This window comes from Sulfitobacter sp. EhC04, assembly GCF_001650875.1.
In the GTDB taxonomy this organism is placed as follows: domain Bacteria; phylum Pseudomonadota; class Alphaproteobacteria; order Rhodobacterales; family Rhodobacteraceae; genus Sulfitobacter.
Map to the genome: position 1 here is coordinate 293,230 of NZ_LXYI01000009.1, position 24,697 is coordinate 317,926.

Annotated in this window: 20 protein-coding genes and 1 tRNA gene; 12 read left to right on the forward strand and 9 right to left on the reverse strand. The window is 63.0% G+C overall.

The genetic code is table 11. The annotated features are described in order from the left end of the window. Window positions 1-3: 3 nt before the first annotated feature. Window positions 4-1,047: an aldo/keto reductase gene (locus A8B82_RS05725; protein ID WP_067289328.1), complete on the reverse strand. Its 1,044-nt coding sequence runs from the start codon at window positions 1,045-1,047 to the stop codon at window positions 4-6. Between the two features lie 182 nt (window positions 1,048-1,229). Between A8B82_RS05725 and A8B82_RS05730 the strand changes: the two genes are divergently transcribed. Both A8B82_RS05730 and metG read left to right on the forward strand, forming a co-directional pair. Beyond that, entirely contained in the window at window positions 1,230-2,462 is a 1,233-nt protein-coding gene (locus A8B82_RS05730) for an MFS transporter (RefSeq protein ID WP_067289552.1), read from the forward strand. Window positions 2,463-2,526: 64 nt separating this feature from the next. Next, a complete protein-coding gene (gene metG / locus A8B82_RS05735; protein WP_067289331.1) occupies window positions 2,527-4,269 on the forward strand; it encodes a methionine--tRNA ligase in 1,743 nt (580 codons plus the stop codon). Between the two features lie 154 nt (window positions 4,270-4,423). Here metG and A8B82_RS05740 read toward each other — a convergent pair whose 3' ends face one another. Beyond that, on the reverse strand, window positions 4,424-7,012 hold the full coding sequence (locus tag A8B82_RS05740; RefSeq protein ID WP_235604624.1) for a methyl-accepting chemotaxis protein: 2,589 nt from the start codon (window positions 7,010-7,012) through the stop codon (window positions 4,424-4,426). 156 nt (window positions 7,013-7,168) lie between these two features. Beyond that, window positions 7,169-8,095, reverse strand: coding sequence for a hydrogen peroxide-inducible genes activator (locus A8B82_RS05745; protein WP_067289337.1), 927 nt, complete (start codon window positions 8,093-8,095; stop codon window positions 7,169-7,171). A gap of 96 nt (window positions 8,096-8,191) precedes the next feature. Between A8B82_RS05745 and katG the strand changes: the two genes are divergently transcribed. Both katG and A8B82_RS05755 read left to right on the forward strand, forming a co-directional pair. Continuing rightward, window positions 8,192-10,417, forward strand: a complete 2,226-nt coding sequence (gene katG, locus A8B82_RS05750; protein WP_067289340.1) for a catalase/peroxidase HPI — start codon at window positions 8,192-8,194, stop codon at window positions 10,415-10,417. Between the two features lie 96 nt (window positions 10,418-10,513). Next, window positions 10,514-11,518 carry an aminoglycoside phosphotransferase family protein gene (locus A8B82_RS05755; RefSeq protein ID WP_067289343.1) on the forward strand — a complete coding sequence of 335 codons (1,005 nt, stop codon included), beginning with the start codon at window positions 10,514-10,516 and terminating at the stop codon, window positions 11,516-11,518. Window positions 11,519-11,580: 62 nt separating this feature from the next. Here A8B82_RS05755 and A8B82_RS05760 read toward each other — a convergent pair whose 3' ends face one another. Next, complete coding sequence (locus tag A8B82_RS05760; RefSeq protein ID WP_162841703.1) at window positions 11,581-12,807, reverse strand: amidohydrolase family protein; 1,227 nt, start codon at window positions 12,805-12,807, stop codon at window positions 11,581-11,583. 84 nt (window positions 12,808-12,891) lie between these two features. After that, window positions 12,892-12,975: transfer RNA gene (locus tag A8B82_RS05765), tRNA-Leu, on the reverse strand. Between the two features lie 163 nt (window positions 12,976-13,138). Here A8B82_RS05765 and A8B82_RS05770 point away from each other — a divergent pair. Next, the gene (locus A8B82_RS05770; protein ID WP_067289345.1) at window positions 13,139-13,660 is read left to right on the forward strand and encodes a Hint domain-containing protein; all 522 of its coding nucleotides are present in this window, start codon (window positions 13,139-13,141) and stop codon (window positions 13,658-13,660) included. A gap of 155 nt (window positions 13,661-13,815) precedes the next feature. Here A8B82_RS05770 and A8B82_RS05775 read toward each other — a convergent pair whose 3' ends face one another. Further along, window positions 13,816-15,474, reverse strand: a complete 1,659-nt coding sequence (locus A8B82_RS05775) for a bifunctional ADP-dependent NAD(P)H-hydrate dehydratase/NAD(P)H-hydrate epimerase (RefSeq protein ID WP_067289348.1) — start codon at window positions 15,472-15,474, stop codon at window positions 13,816-13,818. Between the two features lie 176 nt (window positions 15,475-15,650). Here A8B82_RS05775 and A8B82_RS05780 point away from each other — a divergent pair, with 176 nt between their 5' ends. The 5 genes from A8B82_RS05780 (at window position 15,651) to A8B82_RS05800 (ending at window position 19,440) form a co-directional block, all read left to right on the forward strand. Further along, window positions 15,651-15,989, forward strand: a complete 339-nt coding sequence (locus A8B82_RS05780) for a P-II family nitrogen regulator (protein WP_067289351.1) — start codon at window positions 15,651-15,653, stop codon at window positions 15,987-15,989. Window positions 15,990-16,020: 31 nt separating this feature from the next. After that, the gene (glnA, locus tag A8B82_RS05785; RefSeq protein WP_067289353.1) at window positions 16,021-17,427 is read left to right on the forward strand and encodes a type I glutamate--ammonia ligase; all 1,407 of its coding nucleotides are present in this window, start codon (window positions 16,021-16,023) and stop codon (window positions 17,425-17,427) included. A 159-nt stretch (window positions 17,428-17,586) separates the two neighbouring features. Further along, complete coding sequence (locus A8B82_RS05790) at window positions 17,587-17,835, forward strand: hypothetical protein (RefSeq protein ID WP_067289356.1); 249 nt, start codon at window positions 17,587-17,589, stop codon at window positions 17,833-17,835. Between the two features lie 112 nt (window positions 17,836-17,947). After that, entirely contained in the window at window positions 17,948-18,751 is an 804-nt protein-coding gene (locus tag A8B82_RS05795; RefSeq protein ID WP_067289359.1) for a lytic murein transglycosylase, read from the forward strand. Between the two features lie 266 nt (window positions 18,752-19,017). Next, on the forward strand, window positions 19,018-19,440 hold the full coding sequence (locus A8B82_RS05800) for a glyoxalase superfamily protein (RefSeq protein WP_067289362.1): 423 nt from the start codon (window positions 19,018-19,020) through the stop codon (window positions 19,438-19,440). Window positions 19,441-19,470: 30 nt separating this feature from the next. Here the strand turns inward: A8B82_RS05800 and A8B82_RS05805 are convergent, their stop codons facing one another. After that, the gene (locus A8B82_RS05805; RefSeq protein ID WP_067289364.1) at window positions 19,471-20,184 is read right to left on the reverse strand and encodes a heme-dependent oxidative N-demethylase family protein; all 714 of its coding nucleotides are present in this window, start codon (window positions 20,182-20,184) and stop codon (window positions 19,471-19,473) included. Window positions 20,185-20,307: 123 nt separating this feature from the next. Between A8B82_RS05805 and dddP the strand changes: the two genes are divergently transcribed. Continuing rightward, complete coding sequence (gene dddP / locus A8B82_RS05810) at window positions 20,308-21,651, forward strand: dimethylsulfonioproprionate lyase DddP (RefSeq protein ID WP_067289367.1); 1,344 nt, start codon at window positions 20,308-20,310, stop codon at window positions 21,649-21,651. A 90-nt stretch (window positions 21,652-21,741) separates the two neighbouring features. Here dddP and A8B82_RS05815 read toward each other — a convergent pair whose 3' ends face one another. Further along, the gene (locus tag A8B82_RS05815; RefSeq protein WP_067289369.1) at window positions 21,742-22,896 is read right to left on the reverse strand and encodes a trans-sulfuration enzyme family protein; all 1,155 of its coding nucleotides are present in this window, start codon (window positions 22,894-22,896) and stop codon (window positions 21,742-21,744) included. A gap of 164 nt (window positions 22,897-23,060) precedes the next feature. On the opposite strand from A8B82_RS05815, the gene A8B82_RS05820 reads away from it, so the two are divergent. Then, on the forward strand, window positions 23,061-24,275 hold the full coding sequence (locus tag A8B82_RS05820) for a bifunctional alpha/beta hydrolase/OsmC family protein (protein WP_067289372.1): 1,215 nt from the start codon (window positions 23,061-23,063) through the stop codon (window positions 24,273-24,275). Window positions 24,276-24,291: 16 nt separating this feature from the next. On the opposite strand, the gene A8B82_RS05825 is transcribed toward A8B82_RS05820, so the two are convergent. Beyond that, a complete protein-coding gene (locus A8B82_RS05825) occupies window positions 24,292-24,510 on the reverse strand; it encodes a DUF6500 family protein (RefSeq protein ID WP_067289375.1) in 219 nt (72 codons plus the stop codon). Window positions 24,511-24,697 lie beyond the last annotated feature (187 nt).

Here is a 24,697-nt window from a genome sequence, read left to right on the forward strand (position 1 = left end):
ACCTCAATAGGGCATCGGATGCGCCTTGTGGACCGCGTTCAGCGCCGCGTTGACCTCATCGCTCAGCGTCAGCTCCGCCGCGCCCAGAGCGCGCTGCACCTGCCCCGTGCTGGTCGCGCCGAAAATCACGGACCCCATGAAAGGCCGCGCCCGGCACCAGGCCAGTGCCATCTGCACCGGGTCCAGATCAAAATCGCGCGCCACTTTCAGATAGGCGTCAACGGCGTCAAAGACCCGCGCCGTCTTGCGCCCGCCCAAATCACCGTTGAGCGACATGCGCGAGCCCTCCGGCACCGCGCCGACCTGATACTTGCCCGTCAGCAGCCCTGCCGCCAGTGGTGAAAAGGCAAAAAGATCAATTTCTTCGTTGATGCAGGCCTCTGCCACATCCGTATCGGCCAGACGGCATAGCAGCGAATATTCGTTCTGCACCGACACCGGCCGTGGCCCGCCCACACGCTCGGCCACGCTGGCCCATTGCGCCATGCCCCAGGCGCTTTCATTGCTCAGCCCAAAGGCGCGGATGGTGCCGCGCTTGACCTCGTCCTGAAGCGCGCCCAGCGCGTCCTCCATATGCGCGATGGTGTCGGCACGGTTCTGACCGGAGGGGTCAAAGCCCCAGTTCTTGCGGAACATGTAGCTGCCCCGGTTGGGCCAGTGAAACTGATAAAGGTCGATGTAATCGGTCTGCAGCCTGCGCAGGGACCCTTCGATGGCCTGTGGGATCGTCGCTGCCGAAATCGGCGCGCCATCGCGGACATGCGCCATGCCTTCGCCGGAGTGTTTCGTGGCCAGCACCACCTCGTCGCGCCGGTTGTCGCGTTCGAACCACAGCCCGATGATCCGCTCTGTCCGGCCAATGGTCTCTGCGCTGATCGGATTGACCGGATACATCTCTGCGGTGTCGATGAAATTGACACCCGTATCCAGGGCCAGGTCGATCTGGTCGTGCCCTTCTTCTGCGGTGTTCTGCGTGCCCCAGGTCATCGACCCCAGGCACAGGTCCGTCACGGCCAGTTCGCTGCTGCCCAATTTCCGTTTTTGCATGGTCTTCCCCTTTGTTGTCGGGCAACCTAACCGGCGGCGGTCCGGCTGCAAGGGTCAATGCCCTGACAGCTGCGCATAACTTTCTCACAAAAGGTTAAGATTTCGGGACCAATCCCTGAAAAGCGACGCGGGCTGTCGGGTTTCAGCTTGGGTAGGACAGAAGTATGGGCCAGATATATCCCATGCGTATGCTGATTTCATTTGCCGCCCTGTTTTTCTCGGTCATCCTGTTGCAGCTGTCATCCGGCGGTGTGGGGCCGCTTGACGTGTTGTCCGGCACCGCGCTGGGGTTTTCGCGGCAGGAAATCGGCCTGCTTGGTTCCGGGCATTTTCTGGGCTTCTTCATCGGTTGCTGGTGGGCCCCACGCCTGATGGGGTCGGTGGGTCACAGCCGCGCTTTCGCGGCCTTTACCGCTTCCGGTTCGATCGGGCTGATGGCGCATATGCTGGTGGTCGATGCCTTTGCCTGGACAGTAATGCGCATCGCCTCGGGGCTTTGTATGGCGGGCTGCTATACCGTGATCGAGGCCTGGTTGCAGGCCAAGGTCACCAATGAGACACGGGGCCGCACCATGGGCACCTACCGGATCGTCGACATGACCGGGTCGATGGCCGCGCAGATGATCGTCGGCATCCTCGCCCCGGCGTCTTACGTTTCCTACAACATCCTTGCCATCGTCTGCTGTGCCGCGCTTCTGCCGATCACGCTGACCACTGTGCGGCAGCCCGAAACGCCAAGCCAACCGCGTCTGCGGCCACGGCTGGCCTTTGACCGGTCCCCGCTTGCCGCAGCCGGTGTGGTGGTCGCGGCCCTGTCGAGCGCATCGTTCCGGATGGTTGGCCCGATCTATGGCCAGGAGGTCGGCCTGAGTGCGGCACAGATCGCATGGTTTCTGACCGCCTTTGTTCTTGGCGGTGCCATTGCCCAATGGCCGGTGGGCTGGCTTGCCGACAAGTTCGACCGGCGCTGGGTGCTGATCTGGCTGTCGGTGGCGGCGATGGTGGCCTGCGCGGTCACGGTATCGTCTGCCGGTCTGGGCACGGTGAGCATTTTCCTGACCGCCGGGCTGTTCGGGCTGACCACCTTTCCGATCTATTCGGTTGCCGCAGCCCATGCCCATGATTTCGCCAGCGACGACGAACGGGTCGAACTTTCCGCCGCCTTGATGTTCTGGTTCGCGGCGGGTGCGATCTTTGCCCCCTATATCGCTTCGGTCCTGATTGAGAACTTCGGGCCTTCCGCGCTCTTCATGATGATCTCGGTCGGGCATGGGGTGCTGGTGGTCTTTGGTCTGGTGCGGATGCACCGGGGCCGGGTCGGGGCGAAACGCACCCGCTATATCTATGCCCCGCGCACCAGCTTTCTGATCGGACGGCTCACGGGGCGCGCCCGCGACAGCCAGCGTCGTGATTGACGGGCTGGCATGCGGCATGCGGTGCTGTTAAAGCAGCGCTGATCACTGACCAAAGGCCGGCCCCTTGACCCGACATCTCATCACTTCCGCGATCCCCTATATCAATGGCATCAAACATCTGGGAAACCTCGTGGGCAGCCAGCTGCCCGCTGACCTTTATGCCCGCTATCTGCGGGGGCGCGGTCACGAGGTTCTGTTTCTCTGCGCCACCGATGAACACGGCACCCCGGCAGAGCTGGCCGCGGCCAAGGCCGGCAAGCCGGTGGCCGAATATTGCGCCGAAATGCATCAGGTGCAGGCCCGCATCGCCGAAGGGTTCGGTCTGTCCTTCGATCACTTCGGGCGCTCGTCCTCGCCGCAGAACCGCGTTTTGACCCAGCATTTCGCGGGTGTGCTGGCAGACCGCGGGTTGATCGAGGAAGTGTCTCAGGAACAGATCTATTCCCCCACCGACGGGCGTTTCCTGCCGGATCGCTATGTCGAGGGGACCTGCCCCAATTGCGGGTTCGAAGACGCGCGCGGCGATCAATGCGACAATTGCACCAAGCAGCTGGACCCCGCCGATCTGATCAATCCGCGCAGCACGATTTCGGGGGCCACGGACCTTGAGATGCGCGAGACAAAGCATCTGATGCTGCGCCAGAGCCAGATGAAGGACCAGTTGAACGACTGGATCAATGCCAAGGTGGACTGGCCGGTATTGACGACCTCCATTGCAAAGAAATGGCTGCATGACGGCGACGGCTTGCAGGACCGGGGCATCACCCGCGACCTCAACTGGGGCGTGCCGGTCAAACGCGGCGAGGCCGATTGGCCGGGCATGGAGGGCAAGGTTTTCTATGTCTGGTTCGACGCGCCGATCGAATACATCGCCTCCGCGCAGGAATGGGTGGATGCGGGCAAGGGCCCCGCGCCCCAACCGGGCGCAAGCAGGGACAGTGTCTGGGAGAGCTGGTGGCGCACCGACAAGGGTGCCGATGACGTGCGCTATACCCAGTTCATGGGCAAGGACAACGTGCCGTTCCACACGCTGAGCTTTCCCGCCACGATCATGGGCTCGGGCGAGCCCTGGAAGCTGGTCGATTACATCAAATCCTTCAACTACCTGACCTATGACGGGGGGCAGTTCTCCACCTCGCGGGGGCGTGGTGTGTTCATGGATCAGGCGCTTGAGATCCTGCCCGCGGATTACTGGCGGTGGTGGCTGTTGAGCCATGCGCCCGAAACATCGGATGCGGAATTCACCTGGGAGAATTTCCAGGCCTCGGTGAACAAGGACCTTGCCGATGTGCTGGGCAATTTCGTCAGCCGGATCACCAAATTCTGCCGCGCCAAATTCGGCGAGACGGTGCCGGAAGCCGGTGAATATGGCCCCGAGGAAGAGGCGCTGATCGCGGACATCACCGCGCGCGTGGACCGCTACCAGGCGCAGATGGACGCGGTGGAGGTGCGCAAGTCAGCCGCCGAATTGCGCGCGATCTGGGCGGCTGGCAACGAATATCTGCAGGCCCAGGCGCCCTGGTCCGTGTTCAAGACGGACCCCGACAAGGCGGCGGCACAGGTACGTCTGGCGCTGAACCTGATCCCGCTTTATGCCACGCTGTCGGCCCCTTTCATCCCCGATGCCGCGGCGCGGATGCTGGCCGCGATGCGCCTTGAGGCCCCGGCCTGGCCCGATGACGTCCCCGCCGCCCTCGCCGCGCTGCCGCCGGGACATGCCTTTGACGTGCCCGAGGTGCTTTTTGCAAAGATCACCGATGAGGATCGCGAAAGCTGGGCGGAACGCTTTGCGGGCAAACGGGACTGACCCGCCTGCCCGCAATTGCTGTTTCCTGAACCTGACCGGGTCAGCAGCTGCGGCGTCCTGAACCAGACGGAGACGGCTGCTGTGCTGTTCTGAACCTGACCGGGTCAGCGGCCGCCGCCAGACTCGCCGCGCGGTTGAACTGCGCCTGCGCGGTTTAGAATTCTTCCCATCCGTCAGCATCCACGTCCTGCGACATGTCCAGCGCGGCGTTGCCCTGGGTGGCCGGGGCCGCGACCCGTGGCTGGGCCACGGGCACCGGCGCTGCAGCAGGTCTGGATACCGCCGCAACCGCTGTTTCGCCATTCAGCCGGAACCGCGCCACCGCAGCCGCCAGCGCATCGGCCTCGGCTGTCAGGGCATGGCTGGCGGCGGTGGTTTCCTCGAACATGGCGGCGTTCTGCTGGGTGACGTGGTCCAGCTCGTTGACGGCGGTGTTGATCTCGGCCAGGCCGCTGGACTGTTCCCGTGCCGATGAGGCGATGTTCGACACCCGGTTCGAGATTTCGGAGACGGAGGTCACGATGGCGGCCAGCGCGGAACCGGTCCGGTCCACCAGATCAACACCCTGACTGACCTGTTCGCCGCTGGAGGAGATCAGCGCGTTGATCTCGCGCGCGGCATCCGAAGACCGTTGCGCAAGGGCGCGCACCTCGGTTGCGACAACGGCGAAACCGCGCCCTGCCTCACCGGCGCGGGCAGCTTCGACCCCCGCGTTGAGCGCAAGCAGATTGGTCTGGAAAGCGATATCGTCGATGACAGAGGTGATTTTCGAGATTTCCTGGGACGAGGTTCTGATCCCGTCCATGGCCGCCACCGCCTGCCGTGCGATATCTCCGCCCTGCTGGGCATTCTTCTGCGCTTCGGCGGACATTCTGCTGGCATCGTCAGCCCCTTCGGCGGCAGAGCGCACGGACACCGTCAGCTCATCAAGGGCCGCGGCGGTTTCCTCAAGGGTTGCCGCCTGTTTTTCCGTCCGGCGCGACAGGTCATCGGCGGCAGAGGTGATTTCGGCAGTTTCGTTGCGGATTGAATCCGAATTATGCATGACCGCCGACATCGCTTCGCGCAGCGAGTCGACTGTGCCGTTGAAATCGCGGCGCAGCTTTTCATAAGAGGCCGGTACATCGCTGGTCAGGTCGGCCCGCAGATCACCATTGGCCAGCTTGTTCAGCGCGTCGCCAAGCAGCGCGACCACATTCGCCTGCTCCGCGGCGCTTTCCTCGCGGGCTGCTTCAGCGGCACGCATGGCGTGATCCTGCTCCGTCACGTCGTTGCCCAGGAAAATCAACCTGTGTGGCTTGTCTTGATGGTCGGTCAGAACGGAGAAACTGCCGTCAATCACGAAGGTTTTTTGCGCATGAAAGCTAAAGACGTTGAAGCGCCCCCGCATGGGCTCTCCGGAAATGACCTTGCTTACAAACTTGCTGCCATCTTCGTCGCCTTCAATGTTCTTGGCAAACATCGTGGCCAGGTTGCAGGCGCGGGTGTCCTCCTTGGTCCCGTCAATCAGGTCAAGGAAGTTCTGGTTTGCATCCTGTATCTTGCCCTTCAGATTGTATTCCACTGTCAGTTGGTTCGAATCCAGTGCGTGATGCAAAGCAGCGTTGCGCTGCGCATCGGTCCGGTCTGTCCATTCGATAACGGATCCGATCAGTTCCCCCTCCTGCCCCAGCGCAGCATTCAGGGTGATCCGCAACAGACGCTCCCCCAACTGGACCATCTGTTGGACAGCCTCGGTTCCGCCCCGCAGGGCGCCACCCTCAACCTGTGCGACAACGCCCCGGAGCGGTTCGAAGCTGCGCAGGTCGGCACCAATCAATGTTTGACCGCTGACCCCTGGCCATACTTTTGTCAGTTCTTGCAGATTGGCCTTCACCAGTTCCTCACATGCGGGATTGGCAAAGATCACCCGAAAATCACGATCCACCATCATCAAAGATGCCGAGGACCCGGCAAAGGCCGCGCTTTTGAATGCGGTCTCATGGGCGGCTTCGTCTGCATCGCGCAGAACCGCGCGCAGCGCCTCAAGTTGGGCGGCCATCATGCCGATCTCATCCCGGCGGGCCGTATGTGGGACGCCAGTTTCATAGTCGCCCTGCGCCACGCCCCCCATGCAGCGGCCCAGTCCGGCGAGGGGAACGGAGATCAATTTGTACAGCAGATACGCCGCGCCAGCCAGCGCGCACAGCAGGGCCACCAGCCCTGCCAGAAGGCTTAGAAGGGCCGATGTCTTGTAATCTGCCAGAATGAATTCATCCGTCCAACGCGTTGCGATGGCACCGACCACCAGGTTTTCGCCACCGAAGGTGACAGGCGTCGCCATGATCAGCCTGTTCTGGTCCACGACAGGCCCCCCGTTTTCCGCCGCTTCCCTGGCGAAGGCGAGCAATTCGGCCTCGGGCGGCGGCCCTTGCTCTGCCTGAAGCGCTGTCCCCGCCGCATCGACGGCCACAGCCGCCACAGCATCCGGTCTGGAGTTTTCCAGGGTGCCCGCCACGATTTCGGACAGGGCGTCATGGTTCTTGAACTTGATCGCCCCGCCCAGTTGCAGGGCAAGCAGGTCGGTCATTTCCGTCGCGCGGGTCATGATCGCCTGGTGCAGGCGCTGCTGCGCGGATCGGGTGTTGATCACCTCGATCGCGGCAACGACACCAACCGTGCAAAACGCCACAACAAGAGCGGTCTTGAAAAACAGGCTGCGCATCGGATGAACGCGGTCAAGTCTCGTAGCCGGTTCTGACATTGGCATTTTCCCTTCGAAGAACAGATTCGGCCCGACGCCGGGCGATTACGCTGAACCATAGGGACCCATGTCTTACGACCCGCTTAACGCAACCACGGGCACCAGCGGGGTCGGCGCGCGCCAAATGCGTCGGATTTTAAGTAAACCGCCGTTGGTTCAGGCCTGCGGACCGTCTTCGGGCGGGGTATCAACCGCCACTTCGGCGGCCTCCCGCACCAGTTGGGCAAACCTGGCCTGATGCCGGGTCAGCGGGCTGGTCTTGCGCCAGATCATGCCGACCGTGCGCTTGGGCTGCGGCCCGGCAAAGGGCACCCAATCCACCGCGGCCGAACGGGTTTCCACCCGCACGGCCATCTGCGGGATCACGGTAACCCCGATCCCCGAACCCACCATCTGCACCAGCGTGGCCAGCGAACTGCCGTCCAGACCGGTGCGCGGGACCGACGCGGGACGGTTGCAGAACGCCAGCGCCTGGTCGCGGAAACAATGGCCCTCTTCTAGCAGAAGCACCCGCATGTCAGCCAGGTCCCTGCCGCTTGGCACCGGTCGGCCAGCAGCGGTTTTCGGCCGGACAAAAACAAAACTCTCGGAAAAGACCGGAATCTCGGTGAGAGAGGAAGCAGAGACCGGCAGTGCCACGATCGCAGCGTCCAGCCGACCATCCTGCAATTCCTGCACCAGCCGTGATGTCAGCGTCTCGCGGACATGCAGGTCAATGCCGGGATAGGCTGCCGTCAGGGGACCAATCAGCCGGGGCAGCAGATAGGGCGCGATTGTCGGAATGATGCCAAGGCGAAACTGCCCCGACAGATCGCCCTGCGCCTCGCGGGCGAAATTCTCAAGCGCCTCGACCTGTTCCAGCACCGCGCGCACATGGCCTGCGAACTCCTCGCCGAATGCGGTTGGGCGCACTTGCCTCGGCCCCCGCTCGAACAGCGGTTTGCCAAGGGCGGTTTCCATCTCTTTGATCTGGGTAGACAGGGCCGGTTGCGAAATCGCGCAAACCTGGGCCGCGCGGCCGAAATGCCGCTGCTCCGCAACCGCCTCAAAATAACGAAACTGTCTTATGGTGAGATTCTTCATAACCTTAAACTATCAGCACAATCAGCAAATCCAACTTATAAATCCCCGCGCACCGGGTTATAACGATTCTAATTTAGCAAACCGAGGAGACATCAAATGGATGGCAACGATATCGACCAAAAGGGCGGCTGCCCCGTCATGCACGGCAGTGGCAAGCACACGACCTTTGACATGCGTTCCAACAAGGATTGGTGGCCAAACCAGCTTAACCTGAAGATTCTGCACCAGAATTCCCCCCTTGGCGATCCGATGGGCGACACATTCAACTACGCTGAAGAGTTCAAGAAGCTGGACCTCGACGCGGTCAAGAAAGACCTCGCCGCCCTGATGACCGACAGCCAGGACTGGTGGCCTGCGGATTACGGCCACTACGGGCCGATGTTCGTGCGCATGGCCTGGCACTCTGCCGGGACATACCGCACCGGTGACGGGCGCGGCGGCTCCGGGTCCGGCTCGCAACGCTTTGCGCCGCTGAACTCCTGGCCGGACAACGGCAACCTCGACAAGGCGCGCCGCCTGCTCTGGCCGATCAAGCAGAAATACGGGCGTGCGCTGTCCTGGGCCGACCTGATGATCCTGACCGGCAACGTCGCGATGGAAACCATGGGCTTCAAGACCTTTGGTTTTGCCGGTGGCCGCGAAGATATCTGGGAGCCCGAAGAAGACATCTATTGGGGCACCGAAGAGGAATGGCTCGCCACTTCCGACAAGCCGAACAGCCGCTACTCCGGTGAACGCGACCTCGAAAACCCGCTGGCCGCCGTGCAGATGGGCCTGATCTACGTCAACCCCGAAGGTCCGGACGGCAACCCCGATCCGCAGGCCTCGGCCAATGACATCCGCGAAACCTTTGCCCGGATGGCGATGGACGACGCGGAAACCGTCGCGCTGACCGCAGGCGGCCACACCTTTGGCAAGGCGCATGGCGCAGGCGACGCGGGCCTTGTGGGTGCCGAACCCGAAGCCGGTGCCATCGAAGACATGGGCCTGGGCTGGAAAAGCAGCTTCGAGAGCGGGATCGGCGTCCACGCCATCACCAGCGGCATCGAAGGCGCATGGACAGCAACGCCGACGACCTGGGACATGTCCTATCTTGAGACACTGCTGAACAACGAATGGGAGCTGACAAAAAGCCCCGCAGGTGCCAACCAGTGGAAGCCGAAAGGCGATGCATTGGCCGGAACCGTGCCGGATGCCCATGACGGCAGCCGCAGCCATCAGCCGATGATGACCACCGCCGACATGGCCATGAAGGTCGACCCGGAATATGCCCGGATCGCCAAGCATTATCTGGACAACCCGGATGTCTTTGCCGATGCCTACGCCCGCGCCTGGTTCAAGCTGACCCACCGCGACATGGGCCCCAAGGTGCGCTATCTGGGCAAGGAAGTCCCGGCAGAAGACCTGATCTGGCAGGACCCGATCCCGGCGGTGGATCACCCGCTGGTCGACCAGGGCGACATCGCGTCGCTGAAGGAAAAGATCCTCGCCTCCGGTCTCAGCACCTCTGAACTGGTCTCGGTCGCCTGGGCCTCGGCCTCCACCTTCCGGGGCTCGGACAAGCGCGGCGGTGCCAATGGCGCACGCATCCGTCTGGCACCGCAGAAGGACTGGGAAGTCAACGAGCCTGCGAAGCTGGCAAAGGTGCTGGAAGCGCTTGAATCGATTCAGGCCGACTTCAACAACAATGCAGCGGGCGGCAAGAAGGTCTCGCTTGCGGACCTGATCGTGCTGGGCGGCAATATCGGCGTGGAACAGGCGGCGAAAGCGGCCGGTCACACTGTCGAGGTGCCTTTCCGCCCCGGCCGCATGGACGCCAGTGCAGAGCAGACCGACGTGGACAGCTTTGACGTGCTTGAGCCGCAGGCGGATGGTTTCCGCAACTACCTGAAGGCGGAATTTGCGGTCCCGACGGAAAAACTGCTGGTGGACCGCGCCCAATTGCTGACGCTCAGCGCGCCGGAAATGACGGTGCTGGTGGGTGGCCTGCGGGTGCTGGGGGCCAACTATGGCGGAACCCAGCATGGGGTCTTTACGGACAAGCCGGGCACGCTGACGAACGACTTCTTCGTCAACATTCTGGACATGACCCACACCTGGAAAGCCGTGGACGACAGCCAGCAGGTGTTCGAGGCCACGGACCGCAAGACCGGCAAGGTCACCCATACCGCGACCCGCGCCGATCTGATCTTTGGCTCCAACTCGCAACTGCGGGCGCTGGCCGAGGTTTACGGCGCGGCGGATGCGACCGACACCTTTGTGGCCGATTTCATCAAGGCATGGACCAAGGTGATGGAAGCGGACCGCTTCGACATCGCCTGATCCGGGTTTGAATGTGAAAAGGCGGCGCCCCCCTCCGGGGCGCCGTTTGCGTTTGTGGCGCTTGCATGGGGCACGCTAAATGTTCGATATGCGCCCATGACCAAAGTTGAACCCGATCACCTGACCTTCCTCACCCGGCATGGCCACGGCCAGGCGGTGCTGACCCCCCTGCCCGGAGATGCCTCTGCCCGGCGGTATCTCAGGGTCAGCGGTGCCGACCTGCTGCTGATGGATGATCGCCATGATCCAACCGGCTTTGACGCCTTTGTCCGCCTTGCCCGGCACCTGCGCGACCTTGGATTGAGCGCGCCAAAGGTATGGGCCACGGATGCAGGCAAGGGTCTGGCGCTGATCGAGGATTTCGGCACCGCGACCTATGGCGCGCTGCTGGACCAGGGCGCGGACGAGATGGCGCTGTACGAGTTGGCCATCGACGCGCTGGTGCACCTGCATGCGGCCCCCGCCGCAACCCGGATCGAGGTGCCGCATTACAGCATGGACATGCTGCTGGACGAACTCAGCATCTTTTCACACTGGTTCCTGCCCGCCCTGCGCCCCGACCTGTCCCCGGTTGACTTTGACGGTCCTTGGCGCGCGCTGTGGCAGAAGGCTTTGACCCCGCTGGAGAATGGCCGCAACACCCTTGTTCTGAGGGATTTTCACATCGACAACCTGATGTTGCTGGCAGACCGGAACGGCGTCGCAGGCTGCGGAATGCTGGATTTCCAGGATGCGGTGCTGGGACCGGCGGAATATGATCTGGTGTCCTTGCTTCAGGATGCGCGGCGCGATCTGGCGCCGGGGCTGGAGGCGCGTCTGCTGGCTCGATACCTGGCCGCCGTCCCCGCCGAGATGGGCGCCGATGCCGACATCCGGCACCGCTATCACCTGCTGGGCGCGCAGCGACACACCCGGATTGCGGGGCTGTTCCCCCGCCTGAACAAGCGCGACGGCAAACCGGGATACCTGCGGTTCATGCCACGGGTGCTGGGCCAGATGCAGACCGCCCTGCGGGACGCCGGCCTGACGGAAATCTCCGACCACCTTGACGCCACCCTGCCCGGCTGGCGCAGCGCCGGGGCACGCCTGTCCTCGGTCTGAAACTGGGAAGACGACTGCACGCGCCCGCGTTTCGAGCAAAAGCGGCACGCTGTCATTGGCTGTCAGGGACCCACATTCTGCACATAGGCGTCCGGCACTTGCGGTGCCTGAACCCCTGCCAGCAGATCATCTGTGGAGGTGGCCTCAAACAGCCTCAGATCGGCCAGCGCCGCACCATCGACATGAACCGGATCACAGCCCAGCGCCAGGGCGGCATCGGTGGTGATCATCGGCAGGCGATCGCCCAGCGGCGGGTCCAGATGCGCGGCCATGACCGCAAGCGCCAGACTGGCGCGCGGATCATGCCGCCCGATGGGGCAGAAAGCATCACGCACGTTGTCCGTGCCGATCAGGCAGCGCACCCCGGCGTTGCGCAGTTCATGCAACCGGGTGATCCCCCGCCGGTCCGGGGTGCCGCCCCCCCGCCCCTGCAGGTAAAGGTTGGTGGTTGGCAGGGCCGCCACGAACAGACCTGCCTTTGCGATCAATTCAAGGGCACGGGCCAGTTCGGCACCGTCACGGTTCATCAGACTGCAAGCATGGCCACACAGGATCGGCCCCTGAAACCCTGTCTCCAGCGCGATCCGAGCGATCAGGACCAGCCCGTCCAACCCGTTCTCCAGCCCCTCATCCACGTGGAAATCCAGCGCGAGGCCAAAGCGTTCAGCGGCGGCAAACATCGCCCTGATCCCCGCTTCACGGTCCCGGTGCAGATGGACGAAGCCGCCCAGCACGCCGCCGCTGCCCGAGACCTGTTCTGCGATGGTTTGCGCCAGGCCGGACCGGGCCAGCTTGTCCACCCCCAGAAGCGGCGATTGCTGAACCCTCAGGGGCATTTCCGCGAGCGCCTCTTTCAGGATCGACCATGCCAGCGGGGCGGACCCGTCGTCGGGCCAGTCGATGTGGCTGCGGACAAGACCACATCCCGCTGCCGCCAGTTCTCTCAGGCCCCGCATCATCCGGCTGCGCAGATCATCGGTTGTCCAGTTCACATGGTCACGCGCCTGAGCGTCTATGGCGGCACGCAGATCACCGCCCACGGCAGGCAGACGGTCTGCGGTGTGACATTTGTCCAGATGCACATGTACTTCGGTCAGCGCGGGCAGGATCATGTGGCGCGGGGCTGCCACGTCAGCCGTGGGGCGCAGCCCGGCAACCCTGCCTCCCCGCACGATCAGGTCGCCTTGCAGGCAATCCCCCATCCGGGTCCCTGGCATCTGCCCAGGCCGCGACAGCACAGAACAGGGCACCAACACGTTTGCGATGACACCATCAGCCCGCCCCTTCATGGCATGACCTTTCGAAGATCTACAGTATGGCGTTTGACCTGAAGCACCCCTTATCACTTAGAGCGCTGAAATCAGATTGTAAAATGGTGCGGGTGAAGGGACTCGAACCCCCACGCCATAGGCGCCAGAACCTAAATCTGGTGCGTCTACCAATTCCGCCACACCCGCACGCGGCCCCATTCGCGGCCTGATGCGCTGATTACCAAACCCGATGACGATAGGCGAGAGCAAAAAAGCCGCCCTGCCAGTCTAAAAAAAGGCAAGACATTAACAAGTTGTTGTCATATGTTGGGGATAACCTGAGGCAGGTACAGATAAGAAAGAGACGCCCATGAAACCGAATACGGTCGGGCGCGTAGGCGACGAAGATCGCCATGCGGGCCAATACACCCCCTACGCCGTCCTGGATACAGGACTGGTCCAAGGTGCCATGTTGCTGACGCTTGACGGCGAAATTCCGGTGGAATTTCTCTCTGTCGGTGACAAGATCATCACCCGCGACACCGGTATTTCCAAGGTCAAACACATCCAGCGCAGCACCCGCGCCGTGCATCAGATCGGCCTGTCGGCAGGGTCGCTGGGCCATACCCGGCCCGAGCGGGACGCTATTCTAGCCGGGGACCAGATGATCCTGATCCGTGACTGGCGGGCGCGCGCGCTGTTCAATTCCGAACGCGCGCTGGTGGCGGCACGGACGCTGGTGGACAATGAGTTCATCACCGATCTGGGCACCCATGAGACAACGCTGTACCAGGTTTTCTGCGACGGGCCGCATATCCTTTATGCCGACGGTCTGGAACTGGGCACTGCCGACGCCGCAAAAGCACGCGGCGCTGTTTTGCACGCGGCCTAGGGTCAGGCCCCATCAATGTCGCACCTCTGGCGCCAAAGCCGCGAAATTTCAGTGGTTTGAGCCGTGCAGCAACTAACGGGTTAATTGCAAATGGCTCACGCCGCTGAAGTGAAGCGGCTTTGACGCCAGCGGTACGACATGAATGGGGCCTGACCCTAAAGCCCCAGCTCGCGAAAAACCTGCGGCAATTGCTCCGGCAGATCTTCCGCGATCAACCCGGGGCCAAAGTGCCGCGCACATTCCACATGCAGATATACGGCCAGTTCAGCGACAGCAAACAGGCCCGCGCTTGTCTGTCCTGCCGCAAGACCGGCGATCATGCCCGCCAGCACATCGCCTGCCCCGGCTGTTGCAAGCCAATGCGCTTCACGGCCATAGGCCGCCACATGCACTGATGCGCCGCCTTCGGGATTGGCGATGACCGTATCCACACCTTTCAGCAGGATGATGCAGCCCGCGCGTTTTGCCGCCTCTCGCACCACGTCGACCTTGGATTTGCCCTGTCGCTGCGACGGGCCGAGATCTGGAAACAGCCTCTCGAACTCCCCTTCATGGGGCGTCAGGATGGTGCGGGCGTGGGTATGGGCAAAAAGCGCTGCGGGGTCTTGGGCAAAACTGCTCAGCGCATCGGCATCCAGCACCACCACCGGATCGCGCCAGTCACGGGGGCCTGCGCGGCGGCTCAATACCTGCTCGACCAGGGACCGCGTGCGGGGTGTCACGCCCATACCCGGCCCCATGCAGAAACCGGTCACCCGCGCGTCTGCGACATTGGCCAGCGGCACATCCTTTTTCAGGGGGCGCAGCATGATCGCGTTCAATTGGCAGGCGTTCTCGATCAGCGCGGCGGGCGGGCAGAGCACGGTCACCAGACCCGCCCCGGTCCGCAAGGCAGCGCGGGCGGCAAGACGGGCCGCACCACCCTGTCCGACACCCCCCGCAAACACCGCCACATGACCGAAATCGAACTTGTGACCCGCGATACCGGGCTTGGCCATCACGGACTTCAACCACATGCGCGGCTTGACGGCACGCCCGCCGAAGACGGGTTCAACCAGCCGGATGCACTCCGGATCCGGTTCTTCCATGACGGACCGCCGCCCGGGTGCTGCACCGCTCAGGCCGATGTCCACCGCGCGCACCTCACCACACAGGATCGGACCCATGGCAAGGTAATGGCCCGGTTTCGGGCTGTGGAAGGTCACGGTCAGGTCGACCGTGTTCATGGTTCTGGGCCATGCACTGCCTGACGCCTCGACCGCATCCATATCGACGGCAGTCATGCCGGTATCCAGATTCAGCCCCGATGGGCAATCGACCGCCATGCGTCTGATCAAGCGCGGCTGTTTCCACGCATTCATCGCGCCCACGTCCAGCACCTGCGCGACCGCATCGGGCACCGGGCGCGACAGACCGATGCCAAAGACCGCATCGATCCAGACATCCGGGCGCGGCCCGGTGAAAACGGTGGCGGTGTCCAGCGCAAGAACCGGCTCCTCCGCCGCCCAAAGGTCGTGATTGGCCTTCGCGTCTTGAGGCATCCGCGCGGGATCACCGAAAAGATGCACACGCACCGTCCAGCCCATCGCTCGCAACAGCCGCGCGATGACAAAGCCGTCGCCGCCGTTGTTACCCGGCCCGCACAGCACGACGGCGCTGCGGTTGCCTTCTGCCATCTCGGGCCATCGCGCCAGAATCGCATCCACCACGCCCTGTCCGGCACGTTCCATCAATGTGCGGCCCGTGACAGCGCCGCTGTCGATCTGGGCTTTTTCAAGGGCGCGCATCTGGCTGCTGCTGAGTAATTCGGTCATCTCGCCACCGTCCCGGATTTCAATTACGCCTAAAATTTGGGCGCTTTGCCTGTTTTAACACCGCATGGTGCGGATTAACGTAGAACCATGCCGCAGGGTCAGGACCATATATGGATTCCCCCCTGCCAAAATGAAATGCCTTTGCAAGCCAACGCTTTCCGCGAAAAGGGACCGACATGAAAAAGATCGAAGCGATCATCAAGCCTTTCAAACTCGACGAGGTCAAGGAGGCCTTGCAGGATGTCGGCGTTCAGGGCCTCTCTGTCATCGAGGTAAAGGGATTCGGCCGCCAGAAGGGCCACACCGAACTCTACCGCGGTGCTGAATACGTCGTGGATTTCCTGCCCAAGGTGAAGGTCGAAGTCGTGCTGGACGACGACCAGGTGGACGCGGCCATCGCGGCCATAGTCGAAGCTGCCAAAACCGAAAAGATCGGCGACGGCAAGATCTTCGTGACACCTGTTGAACAAACCATCCGCATCCGCACCGGCGAAACCGGTTCGGACGCTTTGTAAACTGCACTACCTGCCAAAAGGATCACAGCCCATGAGCACCAAAGACTTCCTCAAAAAGATCAAGGACGAAGACATCGACTATGTCGATGTTCGTTTCACCGACACGCGCGGCAAGTTGCAGCACGTGACCGTCGTCAGCGATCTGGTGGACGAGGACTTCATCGAAGAGGGCTTCATGTTCGACGGCTCTTCCATCGCGGGCTGGAAAAGCATCGAAGCCTCCGACATGAAGCTGATGCTGGATGTCGAAAGCGCCTATATCGACCCCTTCTATGCCGAAAAAACGATCTGCGTGCATTGCTCGATCGTCGAACCCGACACCGGCGAAAGCTATGAGCGCGACCCGCGCGGCACCGCCGAAAAGGCCGAGGCCTATCTGATCTCGTCGGGCATCGGCGATCAGTCGTTCTTTGGCCCCGAGGCGGAATTCTTCCTTTTCGATGACGTGAAGTTCTCCAATTCGATCAACAAGGTATCCTACGAAGTTGATGCGTCCGACGCGTCCTGGAACACGGACACGGATTACGAGATGGGCAACATGGGCCACCGTCCCGGCCTGAAGGGCGGCTATTTCCCGGTCAACCCCACCGACGAAGCACAGGACCTGCGCGCCGAGATGCTGTCGACCATGAAACGCCTCGGCATGAAGGTGGACAAGCACCACCACGAGGTTGCCTCCTGCCAGCACGAACTGGGCCTGATCTTTGGTTCGCTGACCAAACAGGCGGACGAGTTGCAGAAATACAAATACGTGATCCACAATGTGGCCCACGCCTATGGCAAATCCGCGACCTTCATGCCCAAGCCGATCTATGGCGACAACGGCTCCGGCATGCACGTCAACATGTCGATCTGGAAAGACGGCAAGCCGCTGTTTGCAGGCGACAAATATGCCGACCTGAGCCAGGAGGCGCTGTGGTACATCGGCGGTATCCTCAAGCACGCCAAGTCGCTGAACGCCTTCACCAACCCCTCGACCAACTCCTACAAGCGTCTGATCCCCGGTTTCGAAGCCCCCGTGCTGCGCGCCTATTCCGCGCGCAACCGGTCGGGCTGTGTGCGTATCCCGTGGACAGAATCGCCCAAGGCAAAACGTGTCGAGGCGCGCTTCCCCGATCCGGCGTCCAACCCCTACCTGTGCTTTGCGGCGCTGCTGATGGCCGGCCTTGACGGGATCAAGAACAAGATTGATCCGGGCGAGGCGATGGACAAGAACCTCTATGACCTGCCCGCAGAGGAACTGGCGGACATCCCGACAGTCTGCGGCAGCCTGCGCGAAGCGCTGGAAGAACTGCAGGGCGACATGGATTACCTGCTGGCCGGTGACGTGTTCACCCGCGACCAGATCGAAGGCTATATCGAGCTGAAGATGGAAGAAGTGCACAAGTACGAGCACACACCCCATCCGGTCGAATTCGGCATGTATTACAGCTGCTGATCCCGATCTCAGATCTTGCAAACAAATGGGCATCCCTGCGGGGGTGCCTTTTTTGTTGCCCAAACCGTCTGAAATCGACCCCGCAGCCGTCACAATTCGAACCAAATTGGAAACGATACTGAATCCCACCAAAGGCAGGAACCAGCGGAAAGATCCGATATGAACAATGCAGCAAACGAAGCAGGTTTCGCCAGTCGGATCACCCGGATCGAGAAACACGCCCGCAAGCTGGATCGCCAGCGCAAGAAGCGCCGGTCACGCAGCCTGGGCAGCTACCTGGTGACCCCGCTGATGCTGTGTTTCTTCATGGCAGGCGGCACGGTTTTTGCCTGGGACGCAATGGACCGCCCCACCGATTCCCCGCTGGAGATGGCAGGCATCCTGACCTCGAAAATACTGGCCTACTAGGGCCGACCCATATCCGGCGCGCCAGACTTTTCCTTTTCATGAAGTTCCTGCCAGTCTAAGCTACACGTCACGGCACTTGTGTCTGTCGTTTTACAATTGGCTGAGGATTATCATGCGCCCTTTCAAATCTATTGTTATTTCATTGAGTGTTATCACCGCCCTCGCCGCCCCCGGCTTTGCCGCGACCTGCGGCAACAATTCGGGCGGTTTCAACGCATGGAAAGCTGCCTTTGCCGGTGAGGCCAAGGCAGCCGGTGTCGGTCAGCGCGGGCTCGATGCGCTGGCTTCGGCACAATATGCATCCGGCACCATCGCAGCGGACCGCAATCAGAAGTCGTTCAGATATTCTCTGTCCAAATTCATGCAGGTGCGCGGGGCCGATACGATTGTGGCGCAGGGCCGCAAGCGCAAGGGGCAGAGTGCAGGCTTCTACCAGTCGCTTGAGCAGGCTTACGGCGTGCCTGCGGGCGTGCTGCTTGCCATCCACGGAATGGAAACCGGCTTTGGCGGGTTCATGGGCAATTCCTCCGTTGTCTCCGCGATCACGACGCTGGCCTATGACTGCCGCCGCTCCAGCTTTTTCGTGCCACATGCGATTGGCGCGCTGAAACTGGTGGACCGTGGCGCGATCACCGTGAACACCAAGGGCGCCAAACATGGCGAATTGGGCCATACCCAGTTCCTGCCGGGCAATGCCCTGCAATACGGCGTCGATGGCAATGGCGACGGGCGGGTCGATTTCTACAACCAGGCCGATGCAATGGCCTCCACCGCGAACTTCCTGCGCCGCAAGGGCTGGCAGCCCGGACAGGGCTATCAGGAAGGCCAGCCGAACTTCCGCGTGATCAAGCAGTGGAACGCCGCCACCGTCTATCAGCAAGCCATCGCGATCATGGGCGCACGCATCGACGGCTGACCATTCCCGCTGACCACGGGCACCCTCGCTTGCCCGTGGCGCGGCCCCTGGCTTCTTCATGCCAGAAATACTCAAAAGCCACAGTGCCGAGAGGCACGACGCCCCGGCTCTTGCGCAAAGCGCCCCTGCGCCCTATCTGGGCATCAGGGTCAGGCCCCTGCCGTCCGCATTCCGGTGAAGTCCTGAACAGTGATCTACCTTCAATCTCGCAAGATTGATGGGCAACGCGGACCCCCACGTCACTTCATGCGAGACGGAGTGCAGACATGAATACCCCTTCCCGTGACGTTCTCAAGACGCAGGCCAAACGCCTGCGCGCCGATCTGGCTGCGCGCGGCCAGACCCTCAGCCATGCGCAGGCGCTGGAAACCGTGGCCCATCAATGGGGCGCGCGCGACTGGAACACCATTGCCGCCCACGCCGCCAACAGCCATCCCGGCTGGGCCCCCGGCCAGCGGGTGACAGGCCGCTACCTGGGCCACCCCTTTGTGGGCGAGGTCAAGGCCGCGCGTCAGTCCTCCTCGGGCTACTGGACGCTGACCCTGCGGTTCGACCGGCCCATCGACGTGGTCACATCGGATCTCTTCAGCGCTTTCCGGCGGCAGGTGAACACAACGGTCAACGCCCATGGCCAGTCACCGCAGAAAACCTCTGACGGTCAGCCGCATATGGTGCTTGACCCGATGTGACCCTGTGTAACCCAATGCTGCGCGCAGGTGCTATCCGGCGCGCAGCACCACATGGGTGTGAATGCTGAAAACCACCGCGCGGCTGCGCGGCATCCGCACCACGCACTGCCGCTCTGCCCGTTCGAACCGGCGCGGCAACCCCAGGTCCCTGCGGGCGGGCTGATGCAGATCACTGTCGCCATAGGACAAGCGGTTGAACCGCCACAGGGGGCGGCCCGCCTGCACCCCGTCAAACAGCCGCTGCACCCGACGGGCCAGCGCATCGTCATATTCCGCCACCGGCGTGTGGATGTCGCTCAGCGGCCGGTCCGCCTTTTCGGCCAGCCGCCAGTTCGCCGGAAAGCACAAGACGGCGGCCACCAGAACATGCTGGTCGCCGCGTTTCTCCAGAACGCAGATGTCCTGTTGCACCAGATGGCCCAGCGTCCATAGCGGTGCCTGCCAGTTTACCGTCACCCGCCGCCCGTCAGGGCAGGTGACCCTTGCCCCCTCCCGGACAAAGCCCTTTGCTGGCAACAGCCCAAGCGCCTCGTCCAGCACTTCGCGCGCCGCTTCCCGCGACGTTTCGGGCTCCCACAGGACCGCACCGGGGCGTTCGGCCAGCAGTTCCAGCCGGTAGGCCATCTGTTCGGCATAGGTTTCGTCCACCCGCAACCAGTCATCCGCAGCGCAGGGTGCCACGCCGGGCAGCTTTCGGTCACCCTCCATTTCGGGGGGCAGACACTTGTGCAAAATCTGTTTCATAGCGCCCAAGCCTAGCGCCGCGCCTGCGCCCTGTCCTGTGAAAACGACATCTCATGCGGTCGGTTTTCGGCAAACCGGGGGTGTCGCCATGCGCCATCATGGATGCAGCAAAAGGGGCTCACCATGAACCGGCATTTCCGCGACACCCGCAAGATCGACCCGGCGCAGGGCGTCACGCTGCCGGATGGCACCCCGAACGATGCCAACCGGGTCGAAATCGGACCGACGCGTCTGGCCTTCGACGAATGGGCAGCGGCGGGATTGCCGCTTCCCGATCTGCCCGCCATGCGCCAGTTCCGCTGGGAACGGCTGACCGCGCAGATCGCCGCGCGCGGGCTGGCCGGGCTGCTGATGTTCGACCCGCTGAACATCCGCTATGCCACCGACAGCACCAACATGCAGCTTTGGAACACCCATAACCCGTTCCGCGCCGTGCTGGTCTGCGCGGATGGCTATATGGTGATCTGGGACTACAAGAACGGCATGTTCCTCAGCGCATTCAACCCGCTGGTGCGCGAGCGGCGATCCGGCGCGGACCTGTTCTATTTCGACCGGGGCGACAAGGTCGATGTGGCCGCCGATACCTTTGCCAACGAGGTCCGCAACCTGTGCGCCGAACACGCAGGCCCCGGCAACACGCGGATCGCGGTCGACAAGATCATGCTGCACGGCCTGCGCGCGCTGGAGGCGCAGGGATTTAGCGTGGTGGACGGCGAGGAGATCACCGAGAAGACCCGCGCCATCAAGGGCCCCGAGGAAATCCGCGCCATGCGCTGCGCCAGTCACGCCTGCGAAACCGCCGTCCGCGCGATGGAGGATTTCGCCCGCGCGAAGGTGCCGGTGGCGGAAGTCACAGAGAATGACATCTGGGCGGTGCTGCACGCCGAGAACATCCGGCGCGGCGGCGAATGGATCGAAACCCGCCTGCTCACCTCCGGCCCGCGCACGAACCCGTGGTTTCAGGAATGCGGCCCGCGCGTGGTTCAGAACAACGAAATCATCGCTTTCGACACCGATCTGGTGGGCAGCTACGGCATCTGCGTGGACATCAGCCGCACCTGGTGGGTGGGCGACGCCAAACCGCGGCCCGACATGGTCTATGCCATGCAGCACGGGGTCGAACATATCATGCAGAACATGGAAATGCTCAAACCCGGCGTGATGATCCCGGAACTGACCGCAGGCACCCATGTGCTGGATGCGCAGTACCAGAAACAGAAATACGGCTGCCTGATGCATGGCGTGGGTCTCTGCGATGAATGGCCGCTTGTCTGCTATCCCGACAAAGCCGTCACCGGGGCCTATGATTATCCGCTGGAAGCCGGAATGACACTTTGTGTGGAGGCGCTGGTCTCTCCCGAGGGGGGCGATTTTTCGATCAAGCTAGAGGATCAGGTGCTGATCACCGAGGAAGGGTTCGAGCGGCTGACGGAGTATGAATGGGATGCGGCGCTGATGGGGGCGTAAAGAGCGAATGCTCTTCGGTCTTTATCTGCGCGCCATCCCGTTCGGGGAATATCGCGCCCGGACCGAGGGGTGGGCGAGAAGCGCCGCCCCCTACTGCCCCAGCGCCTGCGCCAGATCATCGCGCAGGTCGCCTGCATCCTCGATCCCCACCGATACCCTCAGCAACCCTTCGGGAATGCCGGTGTGCGGCTCGATGGTGTGGCGATGTTCCACCAGGCTTTCGACACCGCCCAGCGACGTCGCACGGTGAAACAATTGCATCCGCCCCGCCGCACGCAAGGCCGCTTCCGCCCCGCCCTTGACCACAAAGGACAGCAACCCGCCAAAACCGCCCCGCATCTGGCGGGTGGCCAGCGCGTGGCCCTGATGGCCCGGCAGACCGGGGTACATGACCTCTGACACCTGCGGATGGTCCGACAGGTATTCCGCCAGCGCCATCGCATTGCGTGACATCTCCCGCATCCTCAGCGGCAGCGTGCGCATGCCGCGCGTCAGCAGCCAGGCCTCCATCGGGGCCATCACGGCACCGGCCGTATCACGATCCTCGCGGATCATCTGCCAGATCGCGCTGTCGGCATCTGCCGTGCACAAGGCCCCCGACAACACATCGGAATGCCCGTTGATCCCCTTGGTCGCCGAATGCATCACGATGTCCGCACCCATGGACAGCGGCTGGCTCAGCACCGGGCTGGCGGCGGTGCTGTCCACCACCAGTTTTGCACCCACCACATGGGCCGCATCGGCAACGGCAGCAATATCCACGATACGCAGCCAGGGGTTCGATGGCGTTTCCACCCAGGCGATGGCCGGGCGATGGGTGCTGCAAGCCGCAGCAAAGGCATCGGTATCCGACGCCTCGACCTCGTGCAGCGTGATGTCCCGGCGTGTGCAAAATGCCCTGATCCAGGCGGTTGTGCCCCAGTAGATCTGGCGCTGCACCAACACGCTGGCCCCGTTCGGCACGGTGCGGAACACCGCCGCCACCGCCGCCATCCCCGAGGGAAACAGCAACGTGTCCGCCGCCCCTTCCAGCCGGGTCAGCAGCCGCTCGGCCACGCGCACGTTCTCATTATGCGACCGCAGATACATGTTGCCGGGCACCAGCTGCGCATAGGATTCGTCGCGCGCAAAGGTGGTCGCCATATGCACCGCCGGCACAACGCCGCCGGTCGTTGCGTCCGTGGCCCCCGCCGCCTGCGCCGCCAGCGTGGCCTGTTGCAATGTTCTGTCTGGTGTATCGGCCATAAGGTGCCCTCTGGGATCAGGTCTTTCCCCATTGCTACACCCGGTTCCCGCCCCCTTCCAGCCCCGTTCACAGTGATGCGCGGGGCGTCACACTGGTGTGACCGGGGCTTGCGCGGCCTCGCTGCCCGCATCACTCTGGGACCAGAACAGCATCGGAGTATCCCATGGCCCCCCAACGCATCACCTTTCCCGGCCATGACGGCGGCCTGCTGGCCGCGCGACTGGACATGCCCGAGGGGCCGCATCTGGCCACGGCACTCTTTGCCCATTGTTTCACCTGCGGCAAGGACATCCCCGCCGCCCGTCGCATCGCGGCCCGGCTGGCAGGCATGGGGATCGCCGTGCTGCGGTTCGACTTTACCGGGCTGGGCCATTCCCAGGGCGAATTTGCCAATACCTCCTTTACCTCCAACGTCGATGACCTGATCGCGGCCTCACGCTTTCTGGAGGGGCGCGGCATGGCCCCCGCCCTGCTGATCGGCCATTCGCTGGGCGGTGCCGCCGTGCTCAAGACCGCGCCGCAGTTGCCGCAGGTCAAGGCGGTGGCGACCATCGGCGCCCCATTCGACCCCGGCCATGTGACCCACAACTTTGCCGACGCACTGCCCCGCATCAGGGCCGAGGGCGCGGCGGAGGTATCACTGGGCGGCCGTCCCTTCCGCATCGGCAAGGCCTTTGTTGAGGATGTCTCCGAGGTCGCGCTGGCCCCGGCCATCGCCGGGATGAAGGCCGCGCTGCTGGTCCTGCATGCCCCTACCGATGCCATCGTCGGCATCGACAACGCCAGCCAGATCTTTCTGGCCGCGAAACACCCCAAGAGCTTTGTCACCCTCGACGGTGCCGATCATCTGGTCACCCGCGCGCGGGACGCGGAATATGCCGCTGGCGTCATTGCCACCTGGGCCGGTCGCTACCTGCCGCTTGCGCCCCCTGCCCCGCCCCCCGGCGCACCCGAAGGGGTGCTGAGGGTCTCCGAAGCGGACGCGGAGGGCTTTTTGCAGGACATCAACAGCGGTCCACACCATCATGTGCTGGCGGATGAGCCGCACGCCTATGGCGGCACCAACAAGGGGATGTCGCCCTATGGCTTCCTCTCTGCCGGTCTGGGGGCCTGTACCTCGATGACGATCCGCATGTACGCCCGGCGCAAGGGCTGGCCGCTGGCCCATGTCAGCGTGGATGTGTGCCATGACAAGGTCCACGCCCAGGACGCCGAAACCCGGTCAGGCGACAAGATCGACACCTGGCGGCGGCGGATCAGGCTGACAGGCGATTTATCGGCGGAGCAACGCCAGCGCCTGCTGGAAATCGCGGACAAATGCCCGGTGCACCGCACGCTTGAAAGATCGTCAGAGGTGGTCACGGAACTGGTGGACTAGCGCGATCACCGGCGGCTCAGACGCCCGAGGAAATCATATCCCGGATTTTCACGGCCTTCTCGAAATGGTCCAGCGCATGCGTCCTGATCCACCATTCCGCCGCTTCCATCAGCAATTCCGGATCGTCATTCCGGTTGGCAAAAAACGCATAGAACGACAGGCCCACCGTCTCTCCCTTCCTGGCGATCTTCTCGTTGCAGACCGCGATTGCCTTGGCTCTGAGTGTGGGTCTCATCCGGGGCCGACCTTCCTGTCTTTGCTGCCCGAATAGGAACATATGGCGAACGCCCGGGTTGCACAACACGGGATGCCCTTGGGGATTGGACCTCATCGAGGTCTTTCGCCGCGATTGCAGCGCCCGCACCGCCGCCGCCCGCTTGTCCTTGGCCCCCTCCCGGTCTATGCACCGCGCAAACGTCAGC